Annotated in this window: 15 protein-coding genes, 1 other RNA gene and 10 pseudogenes; 18 read left to right on the top strand and 8 right to left on the bottom strand. The window is 46.6% G+C overall.

Annotated elements, in window-relative coordinates; genetic code table 11:
• The first annotated feature begins 1 nt into the window (after window position 1).
• From NST29_RS15605 to NST29_RS15565, 9 genes and pseudogenes are all read left to right on the top strand, one after another.
• Window positions 2-1160 (top strand): annotated as a pseudogene (locus NST29_RS15605) (pre-toxin TG domain-containing protein).
• Between the two features lie 22 nt (window positions 1161-1182).
• A complete protein-coding gene (locus tag NST29_RS15600; protein ID WP_324698867.1) occupies window positions 1183-1644 on the top strand; it encodes an Imm30 family immunity protein in 462 nt (153 codons plus the stop codon).
• 79 nt (window positions 1645-1723) lie between these two features.
• Window positions 1724-2236, top strand: a pseudogene (locus NST29_RS15595) (pre-toxin TG domain-containing protein); the annotation flags it as partial.
• A 219-nt stretch (window positions 2237-2455) separates the two neighbouring features.
• Window positions 2456-3739, top strand: a complete 1284-nt coding sequence (locus tag NST29_RS15590) for an IS110 family transposase (protein ID WP_033021446.1) — start codon at window positions 2456-2458, stop codon at window positions 3737-3739.
• Window positions 3740-4108: 369 nt separating this feature from the next.
• Complete coding sequence (locus NST29_RS15585) at window positions 4109-4399, top strand: hypothetical protein (RefSeq protein ID WP_033021442.1); 291 nt, start codon at window positions 4109-4111, stop codon at window positions 4397-4399.
• Between the two features lie 4 nt (window positions 4400-4403).
• The gene (locus NST29_RS15580; protein WP_033021440.1) at window positions 4404-5651 is read left to right on the top strand and encodes an HNH/ENDO VII family nuclease; all 1248 of its coding nucleotides are present in this window, start codon (window positions 4404-4406) and stop codon (window positions 5649-5651) included.
• A gap of 17 nt (window positions 5652-5668) precedes the next feature.
• Window positions 5669-6094 (top strand): SMI1/KNR4 family protein, encoded by a 426-nt coding sequence (locus NST29_RS15575; RefSeq protein ID WP_008881169.1) that lies wholly within the window; start codon window positions 5669-5671, stop codon window positions 6092-6094.
• Between the two features lie 107 nt (window positions 6095-6201).
• Window positions 6202-7179 (top strand): annotated as a pseudogene (locus NST29_RS15570) (pre-toxin TG domain-containing protein).
• A gap of 15 nt (window positions 7180-7194) precedes the next feature.
• Window positions 7195-7653, top strand: a complete 459-nt coding sequence (locus NST29_RS15565) for an Imm30 family immunity protein (RefSeq protein WP_033018466.1) — start codon at window positions 7195-7197, stop codon at window positions 7651-7653.
• 56 nt (window positions 7654-7709) lie between these two features.
• Here the strand turns inward: NST29_RS15565 and NST29_RS15560 are convergent.
• The 3 pseudogenes from NST29_RS15560 to NST29_RS15550 all read right to left on the bottom strand — a co-directional run.
• Window positions 7710-8853: pseudogene (locus NST29_RS15560) on the bottom strand (IS701 family transposase).
• A 324-nt stretch (window positions 8854-9177) separates the two neighbouring features.
• A pseudogene (locus tag NST29_RS15555) lies at window positions 9178-9797 on the bottom strand (transposase); the annotation flags it as partial.
• A 256-nt stretch (window positions 9798-10053) separates the two neighbouring features.
• A pseudogene (locus NST29_RS15550) lies at window positions 10054-10230 on the bottom strand (transposase); the annotation flags it as partial.
• A 288-nt stretch (window positions 10231-10518) separates the two neighbouring features.
• Here NST29_RS15550 and NST29_RS15545 point away from each other — a divergent pair.
• Window positions 10519-10729, top strand: a pseudogene (locus tag NST29_RS15545) (carboxylesterase); the annotation flags it as partial.
• A gap of 33 nt (window positions 10730-10762) precedes the next feature.
• Here the strand turns inward: NST29_RS15545 and NST29_RS15540 are convergent.
• Window positions 10763-10978 (bottom strand): hypothetical protein, encoded by a 216-nt coding sequence (locus tag NST29_RS15540; RefSeq protein WP_033017712.1) that lies wholly within the window; start codon window positions 10976-10978, stop codon window positions 10763-10765.
• A gap of 787 nt (window positions 10979-11765) precedes the next feature.
• On the opposite strand from NST29_RS15540, the gene secG reads away from it, so the two are divergent.
• From secG to NST29_RS15510, 6 genes and pseudogenes are all read left to right on the top strand, one after another.
• On the top strand, window positions 11766-11996 hold the full coding sequence (secG, locus tag NST29_RS15535; RefSeq protein WP_033017713.1) for a preprotein translocase subunit SecG: 231 nt from the start codon (window positions 11766-11768) through the stop codon (window positions 11994-11996).
• 78 nt (window positions 11997-12074) lie between these two features.
• The gene (locus tag NST29_RS15530) at window positions 12075-12818 is read left to right on the top strand and encodes a carboxylesterase (protein WP_108209725.1); all 744 of its coding nucleotides are present in this window, start codon (window positions 12075-12077) and stop codon (window positions 12816-12818) included.
• Window positions 12819-12841: 23 nt separating this feature from the next.
• Window positions 12842-15109: a ribonuclease R gene (gene rnr / locus NST29_RS15525; protein ID WP_033017717.1), complete on the top strand. Its 2268-nt coding sequence runs from the start codon at window positions 12842-12844 to the stop codon at window positions 15107-15109.
• A gap of 81 nt (window positions 15110-15190) precedes the next feature.
• Window positions 15191-15658 (top strand): SsrA-binding protein SmpB, encoded by a 468-nt coding sequence (smpB, locus tag NST29_RS15520; protein WP_033017718.1) that lies wholly within the window; start codon window positions 15191-15193, stop codon window positions 15656-15658.
• 223 nt (window positions 15659-15881) lie between these two features.
• Window positions 15882-16233: a transfer-messenger RNA gene (ssrA, locus tag NST29_RS15515) on the top strand.
• 819 nt (window positions 16234-17052) lie between these two features.
• Window positions 17053-18196 (top strand): annotated as a pseudogene (locus tag NST29_RS15510) (IS701 family transposase).
• A 116-nt stretch (window positions 18197-18312) separates the two neighbouring features.
• On the opposite strand, the gene NST29_RS15505 reads toward NST29_RS15510, so the two are convergent.
• Together NST29_RS15505 and NST29_RS15500 are read right to left on the bottom strand one after the other, a co-directional pair.
• On the bottom strand, window positions 18313-18531 hold the full coding sequence (locus tag NST29_RS15505) for a hypothetical protein (protein ID WP_061912639.1): 219 nt from the start codon (window positions 18529-18531) through the stop codon (window positions 18313-18315).
• A gap of 372 nt (window positions 18532-18903) precedes the next feature.
• Window positions 18904-19188 (bottom strand): hypothetical protein, encoded by a 285-nt coding sequence (locus NST29_RS15500; RefSeq protein ID WP_061912640.1) that lies wholly within the window; start codon window positions 19186-19188, stop codon window positions 18904-18906.
• A 262-nt stretch (window positions 19189-19450) separates the two neighbouring features.
• Between NST29_RS15500 and NST29_RS15495 the strand changes: the two genes are divergently transcribed.
• Both NST29_RS15495 and NST29_RS15490 read left to right on the top strand, forming a co-directional pair.
• Window positions 19451-19672, top strand: coding sequence for a DUF6677 family protein (locus tag NST29_RS15495; protein ID WP_081897170.1), 222 nt, complete (start codon window positions 19451-19453; stop codon window positions 19670-19672).
• A 578-nt stretch (window positions 19673-20250) separates the two neighbouring features.
• Complete coding sequence (locus NST29_RS15490) at window positions 20251-20784, top strand: hypothetical protein (protein ID WP_033843115.1); 534 nt, start codon at window positions 20251-20253, stop codon at window positions 20782-20784.
• 178 nt (window positions 20785-20962) lie between these two features.
• On the opposite strand, the pseudogene NST29_RS15485 reads toward NST29_RS15490, so the two are convergent.
• Both NST29_RS15485 and NST29_RS15480 read right to left on the bottom strand, forming a co-directional pair.
• Window positions 20963-21840, bottom strand: a pseudogene (locus NST29_RS15485) (IS982 family transposase).
• Between the two features lie 74 nt (window positions 21841-21914).
• Window positions 21915-22475: pseudogene (locus NST29_RS15480) on the bottom strand (RHS repeat-associated core domain-containing protein); the annotation flags it as partial.

Here is a 22475-nt window from a genome sequence, read left to right as displayed (position 1 = left end):
CATGATTCGGTTGAAACCGGATGAGTTGGAAACGGTCGCGAAGCACATTCCCGATGCCGAAGACGCTTGCGAGCGGGCGCGGACGACGCTGTCATGGGAGCCCTCTTCCCTGGTGATGGACCTCCCCGGCGTCAGCACGCCCGCCATCGAAGTGTTGCGGGACGAACTCGTTCATTGGCTGAAGCGTTATGAAGACAAACTGAACGAAGCGGAAGAACTTCTGTATCGCGCTGCCGCCGCGATGCGCCAAGCGGACGAGACGCTGGCCGACAACATGAAGGAATTCGGTCTGGAGCTCCTCGGCTGGTATGACGTGCAGCGCGTATTTGGCGAGTACGACCCGATCACCGGCGAGCGCCTGTCGATCGGGGATCGGCTGCTGGCGGGCGGGATGTTGCTGTTGTCGATTGTTCCTCCGGCTAAAAGTGCCGGCGTTGCTGGAAAAGCGGCGATCAAGGGGGCCAAGGCGATCGATGCCGCCTCCGCCCGAAAGTGAAACATGTCGTGCGCGATGATAAAATGAAAGCGATCGGCGACATCGCCTTTCGCCAAACCGTCCGCTCTCCTCTTGCCGAAACAGCCCGATTGTTCAAGAAGCAATGGGACGAATTAGTAGGAAACGTCGCCTCCGTTTCATGGCAGCCGGCGTATGCGGGAGTGGGGGCGGCGCCTCGGGTGTGGATGAACGAAGTGAAAGATGCGTCCCTCAACATGATCAAGAAAGTTGAGGGGGGAGTGGTTGAGAAGGGTGCCAAGGGGACGGAAAAAAAGGTTTATTGCCGGGTGAGGGAAAAATAGGAACTTACAAACAATTAATAAAGCAAGGTAAAGCGTTTGATCATCTCACCCCACACCATATGCCATCTGCCGAAAAAATAAAGAAAGTCGGTATAAAGCGAAATGATGGTGTTAGCATGAATATGGAACAACCGCATCCTGGTACTGGGGGAAGACATCGTAGAACTTATACTTATGGACTTTCTGGAGAAAGATTAAACGATTATTTAAATCTTAGCTACCGAGACGCACTAGCACATGATATTTGGGATGCTCGAAGAATTTATATGGAGGATGGGCTATACACTTCGGAAATAAGAAAAAGTTTAAGAGATGTAATTCAATTGAATAAAGAATTGTATCCCGAATTATTTAGAAAGTAATTATTTTAAGGAGGGAATGTTTTTGGACATTAAGTCGGAAATAAAAAAGGTATACCATAACCGTCTGCTTGAGACAGAAAAACAAGTGGAAGAATTTGAGCAAGCTCTAAAAAATATATATGAATATGATGAGGTTTCGATTATTAAAGATTTAATGTTAGCTTTTGATGATAATACTGAGAACCATGAGGTAATGTTTAACTTAGTGCATACTATTGAGCATTTATATAAGAATAAAATAGAGGAGGGATTAAAATTAATTGCTAACTCTGTTCCAATCATTATAGATTGTGGGAGAGAATGGATCGAAATCTTGCATTATAGAATATTAAATCATCCTCAAGTGCGTATGATTTATGCAAAGGTCCTGCGGGATATTGATATAAAAGCAAGAAATATTATTAAAGACTTATTGGAAGATATAAAAAGAGAAGATCCGGAATTGTTTAGTGATTCAGTGGACGAAGTATTAGGTAGTATTTAAGAACTTATTTAGAAAGCCTTGATTGGCTAGAAGCCTTTCAAGGTTTTTCTATTTTATAACAGGGCTGGTTTAGTAGTTGATGCGCCAAGCGGACGAGACGCTCGCCGACAACATGAAGGAATTCGGTTTAGAGCTTCTCGGCTGGTATGACGTGCAGCGCGTATTTGGCGAGTACGACCCGATCACCGGCGAGCGCCTGTTGATCGGGGATCGGTTGCTGGCGGGCGGGATGTTGCTGTTATCGATTGTTCCTCCGGCTAAAAGTGCCGGCGTCGCCGGAAAAGCGGCGATCAAGGGCGCCAAGGCGATCGATGCCGCCTCCGCCCTTGCGAAAGTGAAACATGTCGTGCGCGATGATAAAATGAAAGCGATCGGCGACATCGCCTTTCGCCAAACCGTCCGCTCCCCTCTTGCCGAAACAGCCCGATTGTTCAAGAAGCAATGGGACGAATTAGTAGGAAACGTCGCCTCCGTTTCATGGCAGCCGGCGTATGCGGGAGTGGGGCCGGCGCCTCGGGTGTGGATGGGTGAGGCGAAAGATGCGTCCCTCAACATGATCAAGAAAGTTGAGGGGGAAGTGGTTGAGAAGGGTGCCAAGGGGACGCCAAAAGTTCCTACTAAAGTGAGTTATGGAGATCATTACACTAAAGATGGTCGTAAAAAGGTACTAAAACCAGATATTGAGTATACAAGTAAAGAGCATTCCTGTTAGAAGCTTTTCCGAGGACTTGAACAAAAAAAGCCCTCTTGGTATGATGCAGGGGTGTCAACCAACCAATGGACCCTGAATTCATGCCAAGGAGGACTTCAGATGAATTGTACACAAAATCACAAGATCGATCAAGTCACGGATGAAACACTCGTGGTAGGGATGGACATCGCCAAACGAAAGCACTACGCCTGCTTCGTCGATGCCCGGGGACGCGTGCTCCAGACATCGTTTCCCGTCATCCAGTCGAAATCAGGCTTTGAGCAGCTGGATCAGCGCATTCGACAAGCGATGAACGAGTTTGGGAAAACCAAGGTCATCGTGGCGATCGAGCCGACCGGGCACTACTGGTTGAACCTGGCCTATTTCCTTGAGGAAAAAGGGATCCCGTTGGTCATGGTCAATCCTGCGCATGTGCGCCGATCGAAAGAGCTCGATGACAATCTGCCGACGAAACACGATGCCAAAGACGCACGGGTCATTGCCAGACTGGCGAAAGACGGGCGGTTTAGCTTCCCTCGGCTCCTTCGCGACATCGAAGCGGATTTACGCGTGGGGAGCACACTGCGGGAGAAGTTCATGAAAGAGCATACAGCCGTGCGCAACGCGATGATCCGTTGGACCGACCGGTATTTTCCTGAGTTCTCCGCCGTCTTCTCCAGCTTTGGGAAAATGGCGCTGGCCGTGCTGGAACTCACCCCGTTTCCGGAGGAGATCACCGGCCGCACCGTGGAGGAGCTTGTGGAGATCTACCGGCAACGTGAAGGGCTGAAAGCGCCCCAGAAACCGAAAATCCGGAAGCTGCTTGAGGCCGCGAGCCATTCCATTGGCGTGACGGAAGGACAGCAGATGGCCCGTTTGGAGATCGCCGCGCTCGTCCGCCGATATCGCCAATTGGAGGAGGAAATCGCCGCACTGGATGCGGAACTGACGGCATTGGCGCAAACGACCGTGGAATATCAGTGGTTGAAAACGGTGGATGGCCTAGGAGATGCCACGATCGTTGACCTGTTGGCCGAGATCGGGAGCTTTGCCCACTACCGGGACCCGCGGCAACTGATCAAATTCGCGGGCCTGACGCTCAAGGAGAACTCCTCCGGCCAGCACAAAGGGCAAAAACGGATCTCGAAACGAGGACGAAAACGGCTGCGTTCGGTTCTGTTTCGGACGATGATCCCCCTGATCCGCCATAATGAGGCGTTTCGCGAGTTGCATAATGATTACACGACCCGAGCGGTGAATCCGCTGTCCAAAAAACAATCGATCGTGGTGTTGTGCGGCAAACTGCTCAAGGTGTTGTTGACCATCTGCACGAAGAAGCAAGCGTTTGATGGAGAACGAATGAGGCAAGATGTCTTCGCCCATGTTCAAGTCCGGGCCGCCTAGTGCCTGTCTTCTCGCGTAAAACGGAATTCTCTTGACAACAGGATGACACCGGAGAAGCTGGCGCGATATCATCCATTCGACCTTGAGTCCCTTAAGGAGCTTAGCTGGCCTCTGCCTGATGAAGAGACCGAACGAGGGAATGTTGGCGCGAAGACGCCCGGAGACATGGGAGGGTTCGTCCTCATCAGCGATGCAGAGATCCAAGGGTGCATCGAATACGCTTCTCCCCACTACAGTAAAAAATACCCAGCAGTGGCCGCGAAGCGCACCCTAGGTCTGTAAGATATCCACAAAACTGAAAAAGGATGTAATGGATTTTGTCGAAAAATATTTTTTTGACACCCCTGAGAGGCCACAAAGCCTTGATACATCAATATTTATAGAGGGAGGAGAGCATACGAAACAGCGATCTCCATTTTACGGTCTTACCAAGGGCAAGTGCATGAAGCGATGGAAGAATTTCAAGGTGGCATTCGCAGCTTTCATCGCGCCAACGATGAATCTATTCCGTACTGGCAAGGGGAGGCGCGGGAAGCGGATGAGTGGGTCTATGCCGATTTAAAGCAAATCGAGGCGCAGATTGAGGCGACGGCGGATGAATGGGTCGATGAAATCAGCAGGGAAATCGCCCGTCTTCGTCGAATGATAGAGGAGTTGTGATCACATGATTTGGTTGAAACCGGATGAGTTGGAAACGGTCGCCGGACATATTCCCAAAGCGGAAGATGCGTGCCAACGGGCACGGACGACGTTATCGTGGGAGCTCTCCTCCCTTGTGATGAATCTCCCGGGCGTCAGCACACCCGCGATCGAAGAGCTGAGGGATGAACTCGTTCATTGGCTGAAGCGTTATGAAGACAAACTGAACGAAGCCGAAGAACTTCTGTATCGCACCGCCGCCGCGATGCGCCAAGCGGACCAAACGCTCGCCGACAATATGAAGGAATTGGGGTTGGAGTTTCTCGGATGGTACGACGTGCAACGACTATTCGGCGAGTACGATCCGGTCACTGGGGAGCGCCTGTCAGCGGGAGATCGGCTGCTGGCAGGCGGGATGTTGCTATTGTCGGTTGTTCCACCGGCCAAAGGCGCCGGCATAGCCGGAAAAGCAGCGATCAAGGGAGCGAAGGCGCTCGACACCGCTTCCACCTTGTCGAAAGTGAAACATGTCGTGCACGGTGATAAAATAAAAGGGTTCTTCCAAACAATCTACCATCAAGTCGTCAAAGCGCCGTTGACGGAAACCGCCCGCCTGTTTAAGAAGCAGTGGGATGAATTCGTCGAAAGCATTGCCTCCGTTTCTTGGCAGCCGGCATATGCCGGAGTAGGCCCGGCGTCTCGGGTGTGGATGAGTGGGTCCAAGAATGAAGTTAAAGATGCTACTTTCCATATGATCAAGAGAGTTGAAGGGGAAGCAATTGGAAAAGGGATAATTAGTAGTACAACGAAGAGGAAAGTAACTACGAGACTAAAAGCTACTAAGCTATCTTCAGAAAAAATCCAATTGGATTGGTTACCTGATAAATATTCTGTTGTAGAAGTAAAAGGAACAGTTAAAGTTGCGGGTAAGGAAGTAGATGTGTCAAGAAGAGTTTACCAAATAGAGATTGATAAAAATTATGTGCCGAAAGATCCTGCAGCAGTCGGGTTGACTAATAAAGAACTGATGGCGAAGGGGAAATCTCCTTATGTTGTTAAAGACGGAAAAGAAAGTAAAATTGAACTTCATCATCTGATTCAAAAAGAGCCTAGGGGAATGGTTGAGATTGCTGAATCTATACATGATAAGTTCAGCAGAGAATTACACGGCTTGGTAGAGGACGGAAATAGCTTTAGAAATGATCCGTTGCTTGAAAAACAATATAATAATTTTAGAAGCAACTATTGGAAAATGCGTGCAAATGAAGATTAGAAGGGAGGAAAAATGTGATGAATGAGAAAATAAAAAAAATGGTCGAAGAGTATGGAGAGGAAAGGGATTTTTTCGGAGGCGCATCAGAGGAGGAGATCCGAAAAGCTGAAGAAATACTCGGTTTACAGTTCCCTCAAAGTTATCGTGCTTTTCTAAAGGAATATGGCTCAGGGGGTATATGTGGGGTTGAAATCTTAGGTATTGAAGGAAATCTTGGTGCTTCTGTAGTAAAAGCAACAGAAAGATGGCGAAAGTTAGGGCTAGATAAGAAACTAATTGTTATCGAAGATTCAGGAGAATTTGTTCGATGTATGTATTCGGCGGATGTTCGTGACGAAAAAGTGTATAGTTGGGTTAGAGGAGGGAAAGAACTTTCCGTTCGCTATGATACATTTGATGATTATATAATAGATATGTTTCAAGAAGGAATTGATAACTTGTAGGTATATGAGAAAATGAATGGATAAAATTCTGTGTTGAATTGGAAAACACAAATAAACCTTGATTGGCGACAAGCCTTTCAAGGTTTTTGTTTTAAAAACGAAGTTCACTGCTCGTGTGCCCTCGAAAATCTCATAAAAACAAAGAACTGATCTAGCGTACTACCGCCGCGATGCGCCAAGCGGACGAGACGCTGGCCGACAACATGAAGGAATTCGGTTTAGAGCTTCTCGGCTGATATGACGTACAGCGCGTATTTGGCGAGTACGACCCGATCACCGGCGAGCGCCTGTCGATCGGGGATCGGCTGCTGGCGGGCGGGATGTTGCTGTTATCGATTGTGCCTCCGGCTAAAGGAGCCGGCGTCGCCGGAAAAGCGGCGATCAAGGGCGCAAAGGCGATCGATGCCGCCTCCGCCCTTGCGAAAGTGAAACATGTCGTGTGCCATGATAAAATGAAAGCGATCGGCGACATCGCCTTTCGCCAAACCGTCCGCTCCCCTCTTGCCGAAACGGCTCGATTGTTCAAAAAGCAATGGGACGAATTAGCGGAAAGCGTCGCCTCCGTTTCATGGAAGCCGGCGTATGCGGGAATGGGTTCGGCGCCTCGAGGGTGGATGAGTGAGGCGAAAGATGCGTCCCTCAACATGATCAAGAAAGTTGAGAAGGAGATAGTTGGAAAGAGAGAGGGGAAAACTCTTCTTCCAGAAGAAGGGAAGGTCGGCACTTATGAAGAGTTAATAGATGCCGGACGTCGTGGGGATAATATTACACCTCATCATATGCCATCCGCAAAATATATCAAAACTAAAGCAGGTATTCATAAAAATGATGGTGTAAGTATGAATATGGAGCATCCACATCTTGGAGTCGGTGGAAGACATCGGAAAACGGCTACTTACGGAATGATTGGTCAGAGGCTTCAGGAATATTTAAACCTATCTCCAAGGGCTGCCCTAGCGCATGACACTTGGGATGCAAGGAGAATATACAAGAACGATGGATTATATACCCGAGAAATTAGACAAAGTTTAAAAGATGTTATTCGAATGAATAAGGATATGTATCCAGATTTATTTAATAAATAAAGGAGGAGCGAAACAATGGATCTTGCTCATGAAACACAAAAACTAATAGATAGTCGTCTACTCAGAACAGAGCAAGAAATACAGCAATTTGAACAAGCAATTGTTAATATTGTGGGCATGAAAAAGGCTGAACATATCAAACATTTGTGTTTAGGGTTTGACGACTCAACAGAGTGCGATGAGGTTATGTTTGGATTAATACATGCGATTGAATCATATGATAAGGTGTTTGGTGCAGAAGAATCCTTGAAAAACTTTGCGGAATCGCTGCCTTCTATGTTGCCTCATGCAAAGGGATGGGTAAAAATCTTGCATAAAAGAATACTCAACGATGCTCCTTCACGCAAAGCATATGCTAAAGTCGTTTCGAAAGTTGATGTTAACGTTAAGAATCTTGTTGTTCAAATTATAAATGAGATCAAGGAGAAAAACCCTGGCCGATTTGAAGCCTCGGCACTAGAGTTTTTATCGTAGATGAGCATTTTTCATTACAATAATTTCCATGCCCTAAGAGACAAACAGGGGACCCCTTAGGCGACATGGAGCTGTTTTTTAATTACATCAATGGGAATCTCTTGCTTTGCGGCATCGTAGATGAACTCGACGATGCTGTGTCCTTTCCGAGAACGAAGAAGCTCTAGGCCGGAAGAGAGGTCTTGTTGAGATTCCGCGATGCTGTATACGCAGGCGAACAGCACCACGGCCCAATACCGTTTCACCGCCCGAATGTGACGAACACGGTCCACCTGACTTCAGCTGGTCTTTGGCCTGCCGGAAAAAGCATTCGATCGTCCAGCGCTGGGCATAATAACGCAAGATCTCTTCATCGCCTAGCTCCCGGTCGGTGCTCAAGACGACATGGAGATGATCTGGCGTCATCGGTTCATCCGCCTTCCAAGCCAGCAGCACCACCGCGTCATCGAGGCCATGGATCGCTCCCTCGTAGCGATACACGCGGTAACGCTCCTTCCCCACCGTGACGAGGTGGGTGTCGTTGGGCTCGATATAGCGGGCGAACTTCTTCGCTTGGATGGCGATACCTTTCGGATAGAGAATCCGGTTCGTCTTGAGCATGGCGATGACATGGAATCCTTGTTTCAGGCAGGCTTCGATGAGCGCTTGGGACGGATACCACGAATCCATGAGCACATACACCGGCTGAGCCCGTTTCCCCTTGAGCGAGGAAAGCATCTCGATCGCTAGGTCGATCTTGCTTCTTCCCGCCGTCTTGTCATACAGACGAAAGGCGAACGGGAACGCTTGCGAGAAAGTATGCACCATCCGCCAAACGAGCGAATGCCCCCAAACGGATTGATGATCTTTGTGCGAGTAGTGCCAATCACACCCTTGAATGGCGCGGGCAGCCCGTGACGAAGGCTTCGTTTTTTGGCAAATCGTATCATCAATCGAAACAAAAAGGGGTTGATTCTCCTGTTTGGCGATTCGCTGGATGCGATGAAGGATCCATTGCTGGAGTTTGCGAAGCAACGTCTCTTCATCCCAAGGGCTTTTCGTGAAAAAATGGCTGAGCGTGGTTCGATGATTGGGATGAAAACTCCAGTGATGGACATCGGTCAATGTTCCCGAAAATCCCTTGGTAGTCAAGGCATCCACAATATGAACGAGATGCTTGATGACCGGTTTCGAGAAATCAAGCGCCAATCCCAGCGTCATGAAAAACTTGTGGATTCCTTGATGATGTGCTCATCGATTCATGAGACATGAACCTCCTTGTGGGTAGTTTGAGCACATCTATTTTACTCAAGGAGCTGGGTTCATGTCTCCTTTTTTGTTTAGCTGTCAATTTATGTTAGCAAATTTGCTCATCTACAGAAATTTAGACACGTTTTTGCACGTTCATTCAGCCAAAGCAAATTTTCTCCCTTTTGTTTACTGAAAAACCGTTTGGTGGCTCGATATGGAGTCTCTAATGGTAACTGTAGATGAGCATTTTTATTGCAGTAATTTCCATTCTCTGAGAGACAAACAGGGTATCCCTTAGGCAACATGGAGTTGTTTTTTGATTGCATCAATGGGAATCTCTTGCTTTGCGGCGTTATCGATGAACTCGACGATGCTGTGCCCTTTCCGAGACTGAAGAAGCTCCCGTCCGGCGGAGAGGTCTTGTGGAGATTCGGCTATACTGTACACGCAAGCCAACAACACGGTGATCCAATACCGTTTCACCGCCCGAACGTGGCGAACACGGTCCCACCTGACTTCAGCTGGTCTTTGGCCTGCTGGAAAACGTATTCGATCGTCCAGCGCTGGGCATCGTAACGCAAGATGTCTTCGTCACTCAGCTCCCGATCGGTGCTCTAGATGCAATGAAGATGTTCGGGTGTCATCGGTTGATCCGCCTTCCAAGCCAGCCGCACCACTGCATCATCAAGACCGTTGAGCGCACCTTCATAGCGGTAGACACGATCACGCTCGTTCCCCACCGTGACGAAGCGGGTGTCGTTGGGCTCGATATAGCGGGCGAACTCCTTCGCTTGGACGGCGATGCCGTTCGGGTAGAGAATCCGGTTCGTCTTGAGCATGGCGATGACATGGAATCCTTGTTTCAGGCAGGCTTCGATGAGCGCTTGGGACGGATACTAGGAATCCATGAGCACATTTTGAACGAGAGGCTTGATGACCGGTTTCGAGAAATCAAGCGCCAACCCAATGTCATGAAAAATTGGTGGATTCCTTGATGATGTGCTCATCGATTCCTAAGACATGAACCTCCTTGTGTGAATGGGTTTGAGCACATCTATTTTACTCAAGGAATCGGGTTCCCGAGTTCGACAGCGACTAGGCAAACAAAATGCCTCTCATCCCTTGATACCAAATGGACGAGAGGCATTGGGGCATACGTTGGGCGTGTATCTAGGTGCAAGGATGGATGCCTAGAATCTTCGGAGGAGGCTCCAGCCCTAGAGTCGCAAATAATTGAGCCTGTTTGGCTGTCAGTTCGGTTCGTTGATCAAGGTCGCCGTTTTTTGGAGAAAAATGTCCAAGCATAAGACGCTCACATTCATCTCTTACGTTCGGCCACGATTCATGATGGAGGTAAGCTACGGTGATTCCATCCTTCTTTTTGCGTGTAACCCGTCGCATGTACATATCTATGTAATGATATTCAGCTCTTTTAAAAGTTAAAATAGAAAAGTCGTGTGCCTGTGAAATTCGGTGTTTTTTCCTAGGATCTGCATCATGAAATCCTTGATATTGCAGCATTTTGGCCGTTTTCATTTGCCTAAAATGGTCTCAAAACTGTCGAACTTGGGCGCTAGGTGAAGGAGAACATTGAGGCGTTTGGCGGCGATCCGGACAACATCACGATTTTCGGTGAATTGGCCGGAGTGCGGAGGCGATCGCCAACGAAATGCATTACGCTTGGCTTTCGTTCGCCCGCACCGGCGACCCGAATGGCGCGCATTTGCCAGAGAAGTGGCCGGTCTATACGAACGAGCGCAAACCGGCGTTTGTCTTTTCAACTGCGAGCCATGTTGAAGACGATCCGTTTGGCCGCGAGCGGGAAGCGTGGATGACGCGCGCATAAGGAAAAAAGGAACGGCCAGCCGCCGTTCCTTTGTTATTCGTTTGCTCCCGGTGAAGGAAGCCCGAACTGTTCCACGAGCGCCGGGTCGCGGTCGATCGCCTCAAGCAGCTTCCGCATGACGTTGACGTCAAACGTAAAGTTCGCCCCGATCGGCGAGGTGACGAAAATTTTTCCTTCCTTCGCCTCCCGCGCCCGTTTGAATTGGTAGCCGTCAATCGCGATGACGACTCGTTCGTCTGGTCTTGCCATTGGAGTCCCTCCCGTCGTTGCCGATTTGTTTTCATTGTAACGTATTTCGGCTGCGGACGACAATGATCATACCGCGCCCAAGGCATGGAGGGTCAAGCGGATGGAGGATCTATGCAAAGGGAGAGGCGGGGAGTTTTTTGCCGCCCGTCCTTCGGTTCGGCTGTCTAGTAGGCTGGTGAAAAAACGCTGATTCGCTTCATCAATGGAAGAGCGCATGAGAAGTAGGATCGATGGAAGCAAGGTTTTTCTAATTGAGAAATGACATGGTAAACACGTATCCGCGATGAAGTCACCAGCTTCCTAGATGGCAGGTGAAAAACGGCTGCCCCGAGCAAATCAGCGGCATTTCGCTAAAAAAAGGCTGATTTCGCAAGGCTTCTCTAACTGAGAAACATATGGAATAGCCGTATTTTGTACGAAATCACCACCCTTCTAGATGGCTGATGAAAAGCGGTCGTTTCTCTTGAGCAATGGGGAAACGTTTGAAAGGCGCTCCTGACGTGACAAGGCTTATCTGTTTAAGAAGCGGGCTTGATAAGAGAAGAGGCTTGCCCCCTTACATCCGCAGCCTTCTAGGCTGATCAAGTCAGATGCATTGCGATTTTTGCCACGCATTCGTCAATGATTTCATCGATTTTCTCCATTTGAGCGTCTCCCTTATTGTGTTTTTTGTAAAAAAAGCGAATCTATGCCTTTCGACGTGTGGAGACAGGTGAGGCAGTTGCCGCCAACAGCGATGTATGGTATAGTAAAACTATTGCAACGTAGGTCGTTGGAGGTGTCAGGCATGCATGCCTTGCTTGTGACGCTGCTTGTCATTGTGTCGGTTGCGCTGATCGTTGTCGTGCTGCTGCAATCGGGCCGCAGCGCTGGGCTGTCGGGAGCGATCACCGGCGGTGCCGAGCAATTGTTCGGGAAGCAAAAAGCGCGCGGACTCGATGCGTTGTTTCAGCGCGTGACGATCGTATTGGCCGTGTTGTTTTTTGTGCTGTCGTTTGTCATTGCCTATCTTGAATGAGCATAAGCGAAAAGCGGGGGCGGTCCTGACACGAAAACGGGCTGCCTTTTCTATTTCATCCAGAGAGGAAGGAGAACGATGATGAAACTAGTTCCACCCAAACCGTTTTTCTTTGAGGCTGGGGAGCGCGCTGTGTTGCTTTTGCATGGGTTCACCGGCAACTCCGCTGACGTTCGGATGCTTGGGCGATTCTTGGAGTCGAAAGGCTACACGTGCCACGCGCCGATTTACAAAGGGCACGGCGTGCCGCCGGAAGAGCTTGTCCATACCGGTCCGGATGATTGGTGGCAAGACGTCATGAACGGCTATCAGTTTTTGAAAAACAAAGGCTATGAAAAAATCGCCGTCGCCGGATTGTCGCTTGGAGGCGTATTTTCGTTAAAATTAGGTTACACTGTACCTATAGAAGGCATTGTGACGATGTGCGCGCCGATGTACATCAAAAGCGAAGAAACGATGTATGAAGGTGTGCTCGAGTATGCGCGCGAGTATAAAAAGCGCGAAGGAAAATCGCCCGAACAAATTGAAGCGGAAATGGAGCGTTTCAAGGAAACGCCGATGAGCACATTGAAAGCGTTGCAGGCATTGATTGCCGAGGTGCGCGACCATTTGGACTTGGTTTACGCGCCGACGTTTGTCGTTCAGGCGCGCCATGATGAAATGATCAACCCGGACAGCGCCAATATTATTTATAACGAAATCGGAGCGCCAATCAAGCAAATCAAATGGTATGAGCAATCCGGCCATGTTATCACGTTGGATCAGGAAAAAGAACAGCTGCATGACGATATTTATGCCTTTTTGGAGTCGTTAGCTTGGTAGCGTTGGAAAGGAGGGAAAGGCCGATGGATCAGGCGTTGGCTGAACGAATTTTGGCGTTTATGCGCGATGAAGCGTACAAGCCGCTCACTGTTGAGGAGCTTGAAGAAGCCTTTGGCATCGGGGATGCGGATGGATTTAAGGAACTGGTTAAAACGCTTGTCGCCATGGAAGAGGAAGGCCTTGTCGTCCGGACGCGCAGCAACCGCTACGGCGTGCCTGAGCGGATGAATCTCGTGCGCGGCAAAGTGACGGGCCATCCGAAGGGGTTTGCCTTCGTCACCCCGGAAGAGCCGGGAATGGATGATATTTTCATCCCGCCGTCCGAATTGAAAAACGCCATGCATGGCGACACGGTGCTTGTTCGCGTTCAGGCCGACTCATCCGGAGCGCGCCGCGAAGGGACGATCGTCCGCATTTTGGAGCGCGGGGTGAAAGAAGTCGTCGGTACATACACGGAAAGCAAATATTTCGGCTTTGTCATCCCCGATGACAAACGGATCGTCAATGACATTTTCATCCCGAAAAACGCGGCGAACGGAGCGGTCGAAGGGCATAAAGTCGTCGTCCGCCTCACCTCGTATCCGGAAGGGCGGATGAGCGCCGAAGGGGAAGTCGTCCAAATTCTCGGCCATAAAAACGACCCGGGCGTCGATATTTTATCGGTCATCTATAAGCACGGTTTGCCGCTGCAGTTTCCAGATGACGTCATCGAGCACGCCAACCGTGTTCCAGACGTCATTACGGAAAAAGATTTGGAGGGGCGCCGTGACTTGCGCGGTGAGATGATCGTGACGATCGACGGGGAAGACGCGAAAGACTTGGACGATGCGGTGACGGTGACAAAACTTGAGAATGGCAACTACAAACTTGGCGTCCATATCGCCGATGTCAGCTACTATGTTGAGGAAGGGTCGCCGATCGACCGCGAAGCGTATGAGCGCGGCACGAGCGTTTATTTGGTCGACCGCGTCATCCCGATGATTCCGCACCGGCTGTCGAACGGCATTTGCTCGCTCAACCCGAAAGTCGACCGGTTGACGCTGTCGTGTGAAATGGAAATCACCCCGCAAGGCGAAGTCGTCCGCCATGACATTTTCCAAAGCGTCATCCGCACCGTCGAGCGGATGACGTATTCCGATGTCAATAAAATTTTGGTCGATAAAGACGAGGCGTTGCGGGAAACATACGCGCCGCTCGTGCCGATGTTTGAGCTGATGGCCGAGCTCGCTGATATTTTGCGCACCAAGCGGATGAAGCGCGGGGCGATCGATTTCGATTTTAAAGAAGCGAAAGTGCTTGTTGATGAAAACGGCAAACCGTACGATGTCGTCTTGCGCGAGCGGTCGGTCGCCGAGCGGCTCATCGAAGAGTTTATGTTGGCGGCAAACGAAACGGTCGCCGAGCATTTCCATTGGCTGAACGTGCCGTTTATGTACCGCGTTCACGAAGACCCAAAACCGGAAAAACTGCAGCGCTTTTTGGAGTTCATCACGAACTTCGGCTATGTCGTGAAAGGAACGGGCAACCACATCCATCCGCGCGCCCTCCAGCAAATTCTCGAAGCGGTGCGCGGCGAACCGGAAGAGATGGTCATTTCGACCGTCATGCTTCGGTCGATGAAGCAGGCCCGCTATGACGCCGAAAGCCTCGGCCATTATGGGCTGTCAACCGAGTTTTACACCCATTTTACGTCGCCGATCCGCCGCTATCCGGATTTGATCGTTCACCGGCTGATCCGGACGTATCTCATCAACGGCCAGATGGATGCTGACACCCAGCAAAAATGGGCGGAAAAGCTGCCGGACATTGCCGAACACGCGTCCAACATGGAGCGGCGCGCCGTCGAGGCTGAGCGGGAAACCGATGATTTGAAGAAAACGGAGTTTATGGAAGACAAAATCGGGATGGAATTTGACGGCATCATCAGCTCGGTGACGAACTTCGGCCTGTTTGTCGAGCTCCCGAACACGATCGAAGGATTGGTGCACGTCAGTTATTTAACGGACGATTATTACCGCTACGACGAGCGCAGCTATGCGATGATCGGCGAGCGGACCGGGAAAATGTACCGCATCGGCGATGAAATCACCGTCCGCGTCATCAACGTCAACAAAGACGAGCGGATCGTCGACTTTGAAGTCGTCGGCATGAAAGGACGCCGCCCGTCGAAAGCGAAAGCCGCTCCGGTCGTCATCGAAGGGAAAAAACAAAAGAAAAAGGCGGAGCCGAAAGCGCAAAGCGGCCCAAACCGCAGCGCGAAAGCGAAAAAGAAGAAAAAGAAAAAACGGTGAGGAAAAGCCGAACAGGCGGCTTTTCCTTCTTTTTCGTTTTTGATAAAATAAGAAACGCTACGATGAGGAGGGAGAAAACGGATGCCCAAAGGCGAAGGAAAAGTAATCGCCCAAAACAAAAAAGCGTACCATGATTATTTCATCGAAGAGACGTATGAAGCCGGCCTTGTGCTGCAAGGAACGGAAATCAAATCGATCCGCAACGGCCGGGTGAATTTGAAAGATTCATTCGCCAAAGTGGAAAAAGGGGAAGTGTTTCTCCATAACATGCATATCAGCCCGTACGAACAAGGCAACCGCTACAACCATGATCCGCTGCGGACGAGAAAACTCTTGCTCAACCGCCGCGAAATCAACAAGCTGATCGGCTACACAAAAGAGCAAGGGTATACGCTCGTGCCGCTGAAATTGTACATCAAAAACGGCTTCGCCAAAGTGGAGCTTGGCGTCGCCAAAGGGAAGAAAAAATACGACAAGCGCGAAGACATGAAACGGAAAGAAGCGCAGCGCGAAATCGAGCGGGTGTTCCGCGAGCGGCAAAAGCTGTAGGGAGCAAGCGGCGTGTGAAAAAGTCAAAACCGATGTTTCTCAAGTGGGGAAGCCTTGAAACATCGGCTCTTCTTTCCTGGCGAATTCCATCCTTTTGGAAAAAAACGTTGGTTTTCACCGACATTGAAAACATTCCCATTGAAAATGCGCAAAGCCATGGTATAATAAAAAGTGCAACAGCCAGTTATCCATGGCTTAAGCTGTTCCGATCTCTTCGCACCGCGGGGACGATCCGGATTCGACAGGGGTAGGTCGAGCTTAAGCGGCGAGCCGAGGGGGACGTCCTCGTAAAAACGTCACCTAAAGATAACTGGCAAACAAAACTACGCTTTAGCTGCTTAATTGCTGCAGCTAGCTCCTCCCGCCATCGCCCGCGTGGCGTCCGAGGGGTTCATATGAAGCGGGCTACGCCCAAATCCGCCGCCTGAGGACGAGGGAAGAGACGAATCAGGCTAGCCGCCGGGAGGCCTGTCGGTAGGCGGAACGGACGGCGAAGCGAAATATACCGACTACGCTCGTAGATGCTTAAGTGGCGATGCCTCTGGACGTGGGTTCGACTCCCACCGTCTCCATTTCCAACATGTTGCTGTTTCGGATGAAAAATGGTAAACCTCTTGATGCGACCGTGTTTGCGGTCGTTTTTGCTTTTTCAAGAATGCGAAAGAAGCCCAGCGAATGGGCAAAAATTTTGCGCGGTTTGCACCGTGTTTTTTGCCTTGCATTGTATACAAGTTCGACAGTGACCAAGTAAACAAAATGCCTCTCATCCCTTGATGCCAAAGGGACGAGAGGCATTTGGGCATCCTTTGGGCGTGTATCTAGGCGCGAGGATGGATGCCTACAATCTTCGGAGGCGGCCTTAGCTCTAGCTCCACCAAGAGCTGCACTTGTCCTAACCAAGGAATCGAGTCCATGTCGCCTTTTTGGTTTGGCTGTAAATTTATGTTAGTTAATTTGCTCACCTACAGTAGAGAAAAAAAGAATGCTGACAAAAATATTAAACCGATCGAAAATATGACTAATATTCCTTTTATAATGTTTACTGGCAACATTCTTAGGATTATATTTAAAAAATACATTATAACAACTTTATTAAAAGATTCTGGAGTGGGATCATTTATATATTCGTTCTGTTTATGAATCTCGTTATTTAAGTGCTTTATTGTCCAATAAAGAAGAGCTATCCCCGATAACAGCACCATACTTGCCGCAAATAAGATAAACATAACAACTCCTTTACTGTAGATGAGCAAATTTGCTAACATAAATTGACAACTAAACAAAAAAGGAACCCAGCCCCTTGAGTAAAATAGATGTGCTCAAACCCATTCACACAAGGAGGTTCATGTCTCATGAATCGATGAGCACATCATCAAGGAATCCACAAGTTTTTCATGACGCTGGGATTGGCGCTTGATTTCTCGAAGCCGGTCATCAAGCATCTCGTTCATCTTGTCGACGCCTTGACGACCAAGGGATGTTCGGGGACATTGACGGATGTCCGGTACTGGAGTTTTCATCCCAATCATCGAACCACGCTCAGCCATTTTTTCACGAAAAGCCCTTGGGATGAAGAGACGTTGCTTCGCAAACTCCAGCAATGGATCCTTCATCGCATCCAGCGAATCGCCAAACAGGAGAATCAACCCCTTTTTATTTCGATTGATGATACCATTTGCCAAAAAACCAAGCCTTCGTCACGGGCAACGCACGCCATTCAAGGGTGTGACTGGCATTTCTCCCACAAAGATCATCAATCAGTATGGAGGCATTCGCTCGTTTGGCTGATGGTGCATACTTTCTCGCAAGCGTTTCCGTTCGCCTTTCGTCTGTATGACAAGACGGCGGGAAGAAGCAAAATCGACCTAGCGATCGAGATGCTTTCCTCGCTCAAGGGGAAGCGGGCTCAGCCGGTGTATGTGCTCATGGATTCGTGGTATCCGTCCCAAGCGCTCATCGAAGCCTGCCTGAAACAAGGATTCCATGTCATCGCCATGCTCAAGACGAACCGGATTCTCTATCCGAAAGGTATCGCCATCCAAGCGAAGAAGTTCGCCCGCTATATCGAGCCCAACGACACCCGCCTCGTCACGGTGGGGAAGGAGCGTTACCGCGTGTATCGCTACGAGGGAGCGATCCATGGCCTCGAGGATGCGGTGGTGCTGCTGGCTTGGAAGGCGGATGAACCGATGACGCCGGATCATCTCCATGTCGTCTTCGACACCGACCGGGAGCTGAGTGACGAAGACATCTTGCGTTACGATGCCCAGCGCTGGACGATCGAATGCGTTTTCCGGCAGGCCAAAGACCAGCTGAAGTCAGGTGGACCGTGTTCGCCACGTTCGGGCGGTGAAACGGTATTGGACAGTGGTGCTCTTAGCCTGTGTATACAGCATCGCCGAATCTCAACAAGACCTCTCTTCCGGCCTGGAGCTTCTTCGGTCTCGGAAAGGGCACAGCGTCGTCGAGTTCATCGATGACGCCGCAAAGCAAGATATTCCCATTGATGTGATCAAAAAACAGCTCCATGTCGCCTAAGGGGTACCCTGTTTGTCTCTTAGGTCATGGAAATTACTGTAATGAAAAATGCTCATCTACAGAAAGTTATTTTTTTATTAACTAGGATTAATAAGATTCTTCTGTTCTTTTTCTATCTAATTGGACTCCATTAGATCTTTGTAAATATTCTCAAACATTTCTTTCGGCATTTTAAATCCTACTGTCTTATCATTACGCCAATAAACAACTAATTGAACTTCATTGTCTTTTAATTCCACTTCTAATAATGAGTTTTCACCTATATCTCTGATAGAGACAATTTGATTTCCATTTTTCTTTTTTTTCTTCTTGTAATCATAGTTTAAATAACTCATATAGGTTTACTCCTTTATTTGTTAATTTTTTGTTTCATTTCTTGTAACAAAGAAAATAGGTTTCATCCGTTTATGCTTTCAGTTTGAAAAAATCAAATATCAACAGAGTTATTTAACAGACAACCATGCCATAAAAATTGGCACATCGATGAATGAAATAACAGTAAAAGTTATCCATAGTTATTTCAGGATGGAGTTCCATGCCGCGTTGCGGCACCAGCAAATGATGAAAATACTAATTTTCGGGATAGATTCGTTAACACCACAACTATTATTACAATACTCTATATAACTTTAATTGTTCAATAAGAAATGATATTTTGCATTTTCCTGTAATAAACAAGGGAACCACCATGTGGCTCCCTTGTTTTATTACAGGATTGTTGCTATGTCCCAAAGCGCTGATACAATAGCAGTTAACTTTCCGGCAGGAACAAACGTAAGAATTAATTGGCCTAAATCTAAAATTGCTCCACCTAAATCACGCCATGAAAAATCACCATCATGAGCTCTGTAAATAACTTTAAGTTTAAATACCAGGCTATTAATTAAATCAGTAACTGTTCCCGTAATGTTGAACTTTCTCACTATTACATCTGCGATTTGCTTTGCAACGCCTACTACACCGGTACCCGACACAAAATAATTGTATAACATTCTACAAAACCTCCTAAATTTTTTTTATCACCTCCAATTTGAATGTTTAAAAAATAGAATTCTTTGATTTTTAACTAAATAAAGGAATTTTTGATATTGAATACACCTCTATTGTTATTTCTAAACTATACAAAGTTATTTTTTACAAAAATACAAAAAACAATTTAATGATTTATAAATTTATTGTTAATCAGGTAGACATATACAGTATATTGTTGTTAAAATTCAAATTGTAAAAAATGTGATAAAAGGGTGGTTTTTGATGAAAAAAGTATGGGTTTCAGCTATTTTGTCATTTATTTTTCCAGGCTTAGGACATTTATATCTAGGTAGGGTTTTAAAGGGATTGTTTTTTGTAATAGTTAATATAGTTTCTATTCTTTTTACAGGGAATATATTGGGCATACTAGTATTCTTGTTAAACTGGATATTTTCTATTCTTGATTCAATCAAAACTACAAAAGTAATAAATAGTACAGTTTAAAGGAGAGTTAAAGTTTTGATATGGAATAAAAAACAAATGATTGTTTTCTTTTCAATAGCCTTTCTTACCATTTTAAATAACGAACATTTTAATAAAATCAAATAATGAGATTCCTCAGATCAAGGTATTAGGATTCTCTGACGCATTGCATATTTTTCTTATAAACCCTTTGAATATACTGATATTTCTTTTATTTTCTATAACAGGGATTACATTTATTCTTATATTTAGAATATTCATTATTATTGGTCAAGGACCGTCTTTGTCAGGAATTAATCCCCTAATATATTATTCTTGCTCTTTTGCACATGGTCTTGGGGAATTGATTGCTTGTGCGTTATTCTTTTGTTTTTCTATTAGCCAGTTCAAAATAATATTTGGTTATTTTATAGGAAAGGTAAGTAAACAAGAGGTTAAAAATCTATATATATCTTTATTTAAATACACTTTACCATCTATAATTATCACTCTTTTTATCAGTTCATTGTTGGAAGTATACGTATCTAACCGTTTAATCATTTATTTTGTAAATAATTTTTATAAATAAAAAGATGAACGGAAAGGATTATAGTGTTCAGATGGAAACATTCGTCTTTAAAATGCCTATACTCAGGGGAAGTACCAAGATTATAGATATATTTGATGAAAATCATAATAGAGTAGGATCTATACAAAGAATCTATAGAAATAAACTTGAGAAAATAATTGATTTTATTTCAAACGATGCTGTATTCGTTAATGTACAAGCATTCGATACTAGTAATAATTTAGTTTGTAAAGTGAAAGAAAAAATCTCTATTAAGACAATGATAAGATCAAAATGGGAGGGTAAATCTATAAATCTTGGTGATTTTTGGGTTTTTGATAAAACTATTATAAAAACTAATCCTAAACTTCAAATTGAAATTCCTGAAAAGAATAAAATTTTTACTATCCACAAAGATTTTGCAGATAAGAGGGTTTTTATCAAAAATAATGGTGGGAAAATAGTTGCAGAAATTAAATATGATAAACCTGTTCCCCCTCAGACAATTACTATTCAAATGAAGTCTGGGGATATGCATTATCTTGATGTTGCTTGTTTATATTACCTTTTTATTGTTTATTGCTAGGGGGCAATACTAATGAATCTAAAAATTCATGATAATAAATTAATAATATTAAGAAAATCTAGAATTCAGCTAATACCTCTTGAACATATTTTGTTCTTTGAACGCTTCGGCCAAAAGACATATATATATCTTAAAGAATGTGAATTTACTATAAGAAACCCGTGGTGCTAGTTGAGCGCTAGCGCTCAACTAGCCCGAGTGTTACAAGCGAATACACCAACAAGATGCCGTCGAGTGCTACTTCAAATCCCGCAATCGAATTCGCACGAATGTCTGTCATACGATATTGGTCAACAAGGACGGAGAATACCGTTTCAATGACTTTCCGTTTTAGTTTGAGCCATGTCTCCCATGACTCAGATGGGCGGTGTTTCTGGTTTTTGCGAGATGGAGTCCAAAAAGCGATTTGGTACGCCTCATACAACTTTTTTTGCCATTCACTACTGATGAATCCCTTGTACCCAAGTTATAGGGGTGAGGAATTTGAGTCATGACGGTTTCAGCTGCAGTTCGATCGTGACAGGACGCCTCGGTTACCACGTATCCCATAGGTAGCCCTTGATCTGTCACTTGAAGATGAAACGTAAACCCATAGTACCACTGCTTTTTCGATGCACAAAATCCAATGTCAGCGATGCCTTGAAATCGTTTGACACGGTACATTCTTGCGGCATGGCACAACTCGATTGGCATGCTATCTACGACCGCATAGGCATGGTGTTGCCCACGTTTCGCCAGTTCATGACGAATCCATTTGATCGCAAAGCGCAGCGATCGGCAACGGCGATGGTATCGAGAACGTTCGAGAAAACGTCCATCCGTGAACAAGTTCCCAGTCACAAAGCGATGCCATGCACGTTCGGAAGAGAAGCCAAGCAACTTTCCTAACAGATGAATGGCAATGATCACTGCGTCTTCTTGTTTCGCCAAATGACGATTGCGGCGTTGAAGATAGCATTGAATGTGTGACAGCTGGGCAGAAACAAAAAAGAACATGGCTGCATATTGTTTTTGAATTTTCGCTTTGTCTGTTGTAAAATGAAAGTGCTCTTGCATGGGGATTCTCCTTTCGAATGTTTGGTCGCACTTTCATTCTACAGGAGATCCGCAGGCAAGGGCTATTTTTATGCTTACTCGATTTTATCTAGCACCACGGGTTTATATTTATAATAGCCTATAACAGTATATCCAGAAAATAAGGCAATATCTGTCCACCAAAAACCGATTCTCGTTACCCCCTTTAAAGCCACTTTTGTTCCTATTTTCCTTGCTTGGTTTCTAATTACTTTAAGAATTTCATGTTTGTACGCTCTACCAATTAACACCTCATTTAGAGCATTCTTAAAAACAGTACTTATAGCTTTACCCGCTTTATAGCCTTTTATTATTTCCTGTACAGCTTTAGAAACTTTATCAAGAATTGCTACACTCCCAGCTACAATTTGATCCGCGGTAGCCCAACCAAAATATGAAGCAAGCCAACCTTTTAGACCATATTTTAATGCATACTGTATTCTATCAATGGAAATGGCAAAGTTCCCATCTGGATCCACATACATCAATGGATTATTTTTCGTATACACATACTGATTCAAACTTTGCGGCTCATTTTCAACCCCATCGACTGTATCTCTTGTCAAGAATCGCCCCATATTCGCATCATAATACCGTGCCATTAGGTAGTATAGTCC

The organism is Geobacillus sp. FSL W8-0026 (genome assembly GCF_037966255.1).
GTDB classification, from domain to species: Bacteria; Bacillota; Bacilli; order Bacillales; family Anoxybacillaceae; genus Geobacillus; species Geobacillus icigianus.
This window is presented reverse-complemented; position numbering and strand designations above follow the sequence as displayed.

Excerpts from the sequence above, each read along its gene's own strand:
- rnr (WP_033017717.1), top strand. The coding sequence starts at position 12,842 with ATGGATCAGGCGTTGGCTGAACGAATTTTGGCGTTTATGCGCGATGAA.
- NST29_RS15580 (WP_033021440.1), top strand. The coding sequence starts at position 4,404 with ATGATTTGGTTGAAACCGGATGAGTTGGAAACGGTCGCCGGACATATT.
- NST29_RS15565 (WP_033018466.1), top strand. The coding sequence starts at position 7,195 with ATGGATCTTGCTCATGAAACACAAAAACTAATAGATAGTCGTCTACTC.
- NST29_RS15505 (WP_061912639.1), bottom strand. The coding sequence starts at position 18,531 with ATGAGTTATTTAAACTATGATTACAAGAAGAAAAAAAAGAAAAATGGA.
- NST29_RS15495 (WP_081897170.1), top strand. The coding sequence starts at position 19,451 with ATGAAAAAAGTATGGGTTTCAGCTATTTTGTCATTTATTTTTCCAGGC.
- NST29_RS15575 (WP_008881169.1), top strand. The coding sequence starts at position 5,669 with ATGAATGAGAAAATAAAAAAAATGGTCGAAGAGTATGGAGAGGAAAGG.
- smpB (WP_033017718.1), top strand. The coding sequence starts at position 15,191 with ATGCCCAAAGGCGAAGGAAAAGTAATCGCCCAAAACAAAAAAGCGTAC.
- NST29_RS15490 (WP_033843115.1), top strand. The coding sequence starts at position 20,251 with ATGGAAACATTCGTCTTTAAAATGCCTATACTCAGGGGAAGTACCAAG.
- NST29_RS15590 (WP_033021446.1), top strand. The coding sequence starts at position 2,456 with ATGAATTGTACACAAAATCACAAGATCGATCAAGTCACGGATGAAACA.
- NST29_RS15530 (WP_108209725.1), top strand. The coding sequence starts at position 12,075 with ATGATGAAACTAGTTCCACCCAAACCGTTTTTCTTTGAGGCTGGGGAG.
- NST29_RS15500 (WP_061912640.1), bottom strand. The coding sequence starts at position 19,188 with ATGTTATACAATTATTTTGTGTCGGGTACCGGTGTAGTAGGCGTTGCA.
- NST29_RS15540 (WP_033017712.1), bottom strand. The coding sequence starts at position 10,978 with ATGGCAAGACCAGACGAACGAGTCGTCATCGCGATTGACGGCTACCAA.
- secG (WP_033017713.1), top strand. The coding sequence starts at position 11,766 with ATGCATGCCTTGCTTGTGACGCTGCTTGTCATTGTGTCGGTTGCGCTG.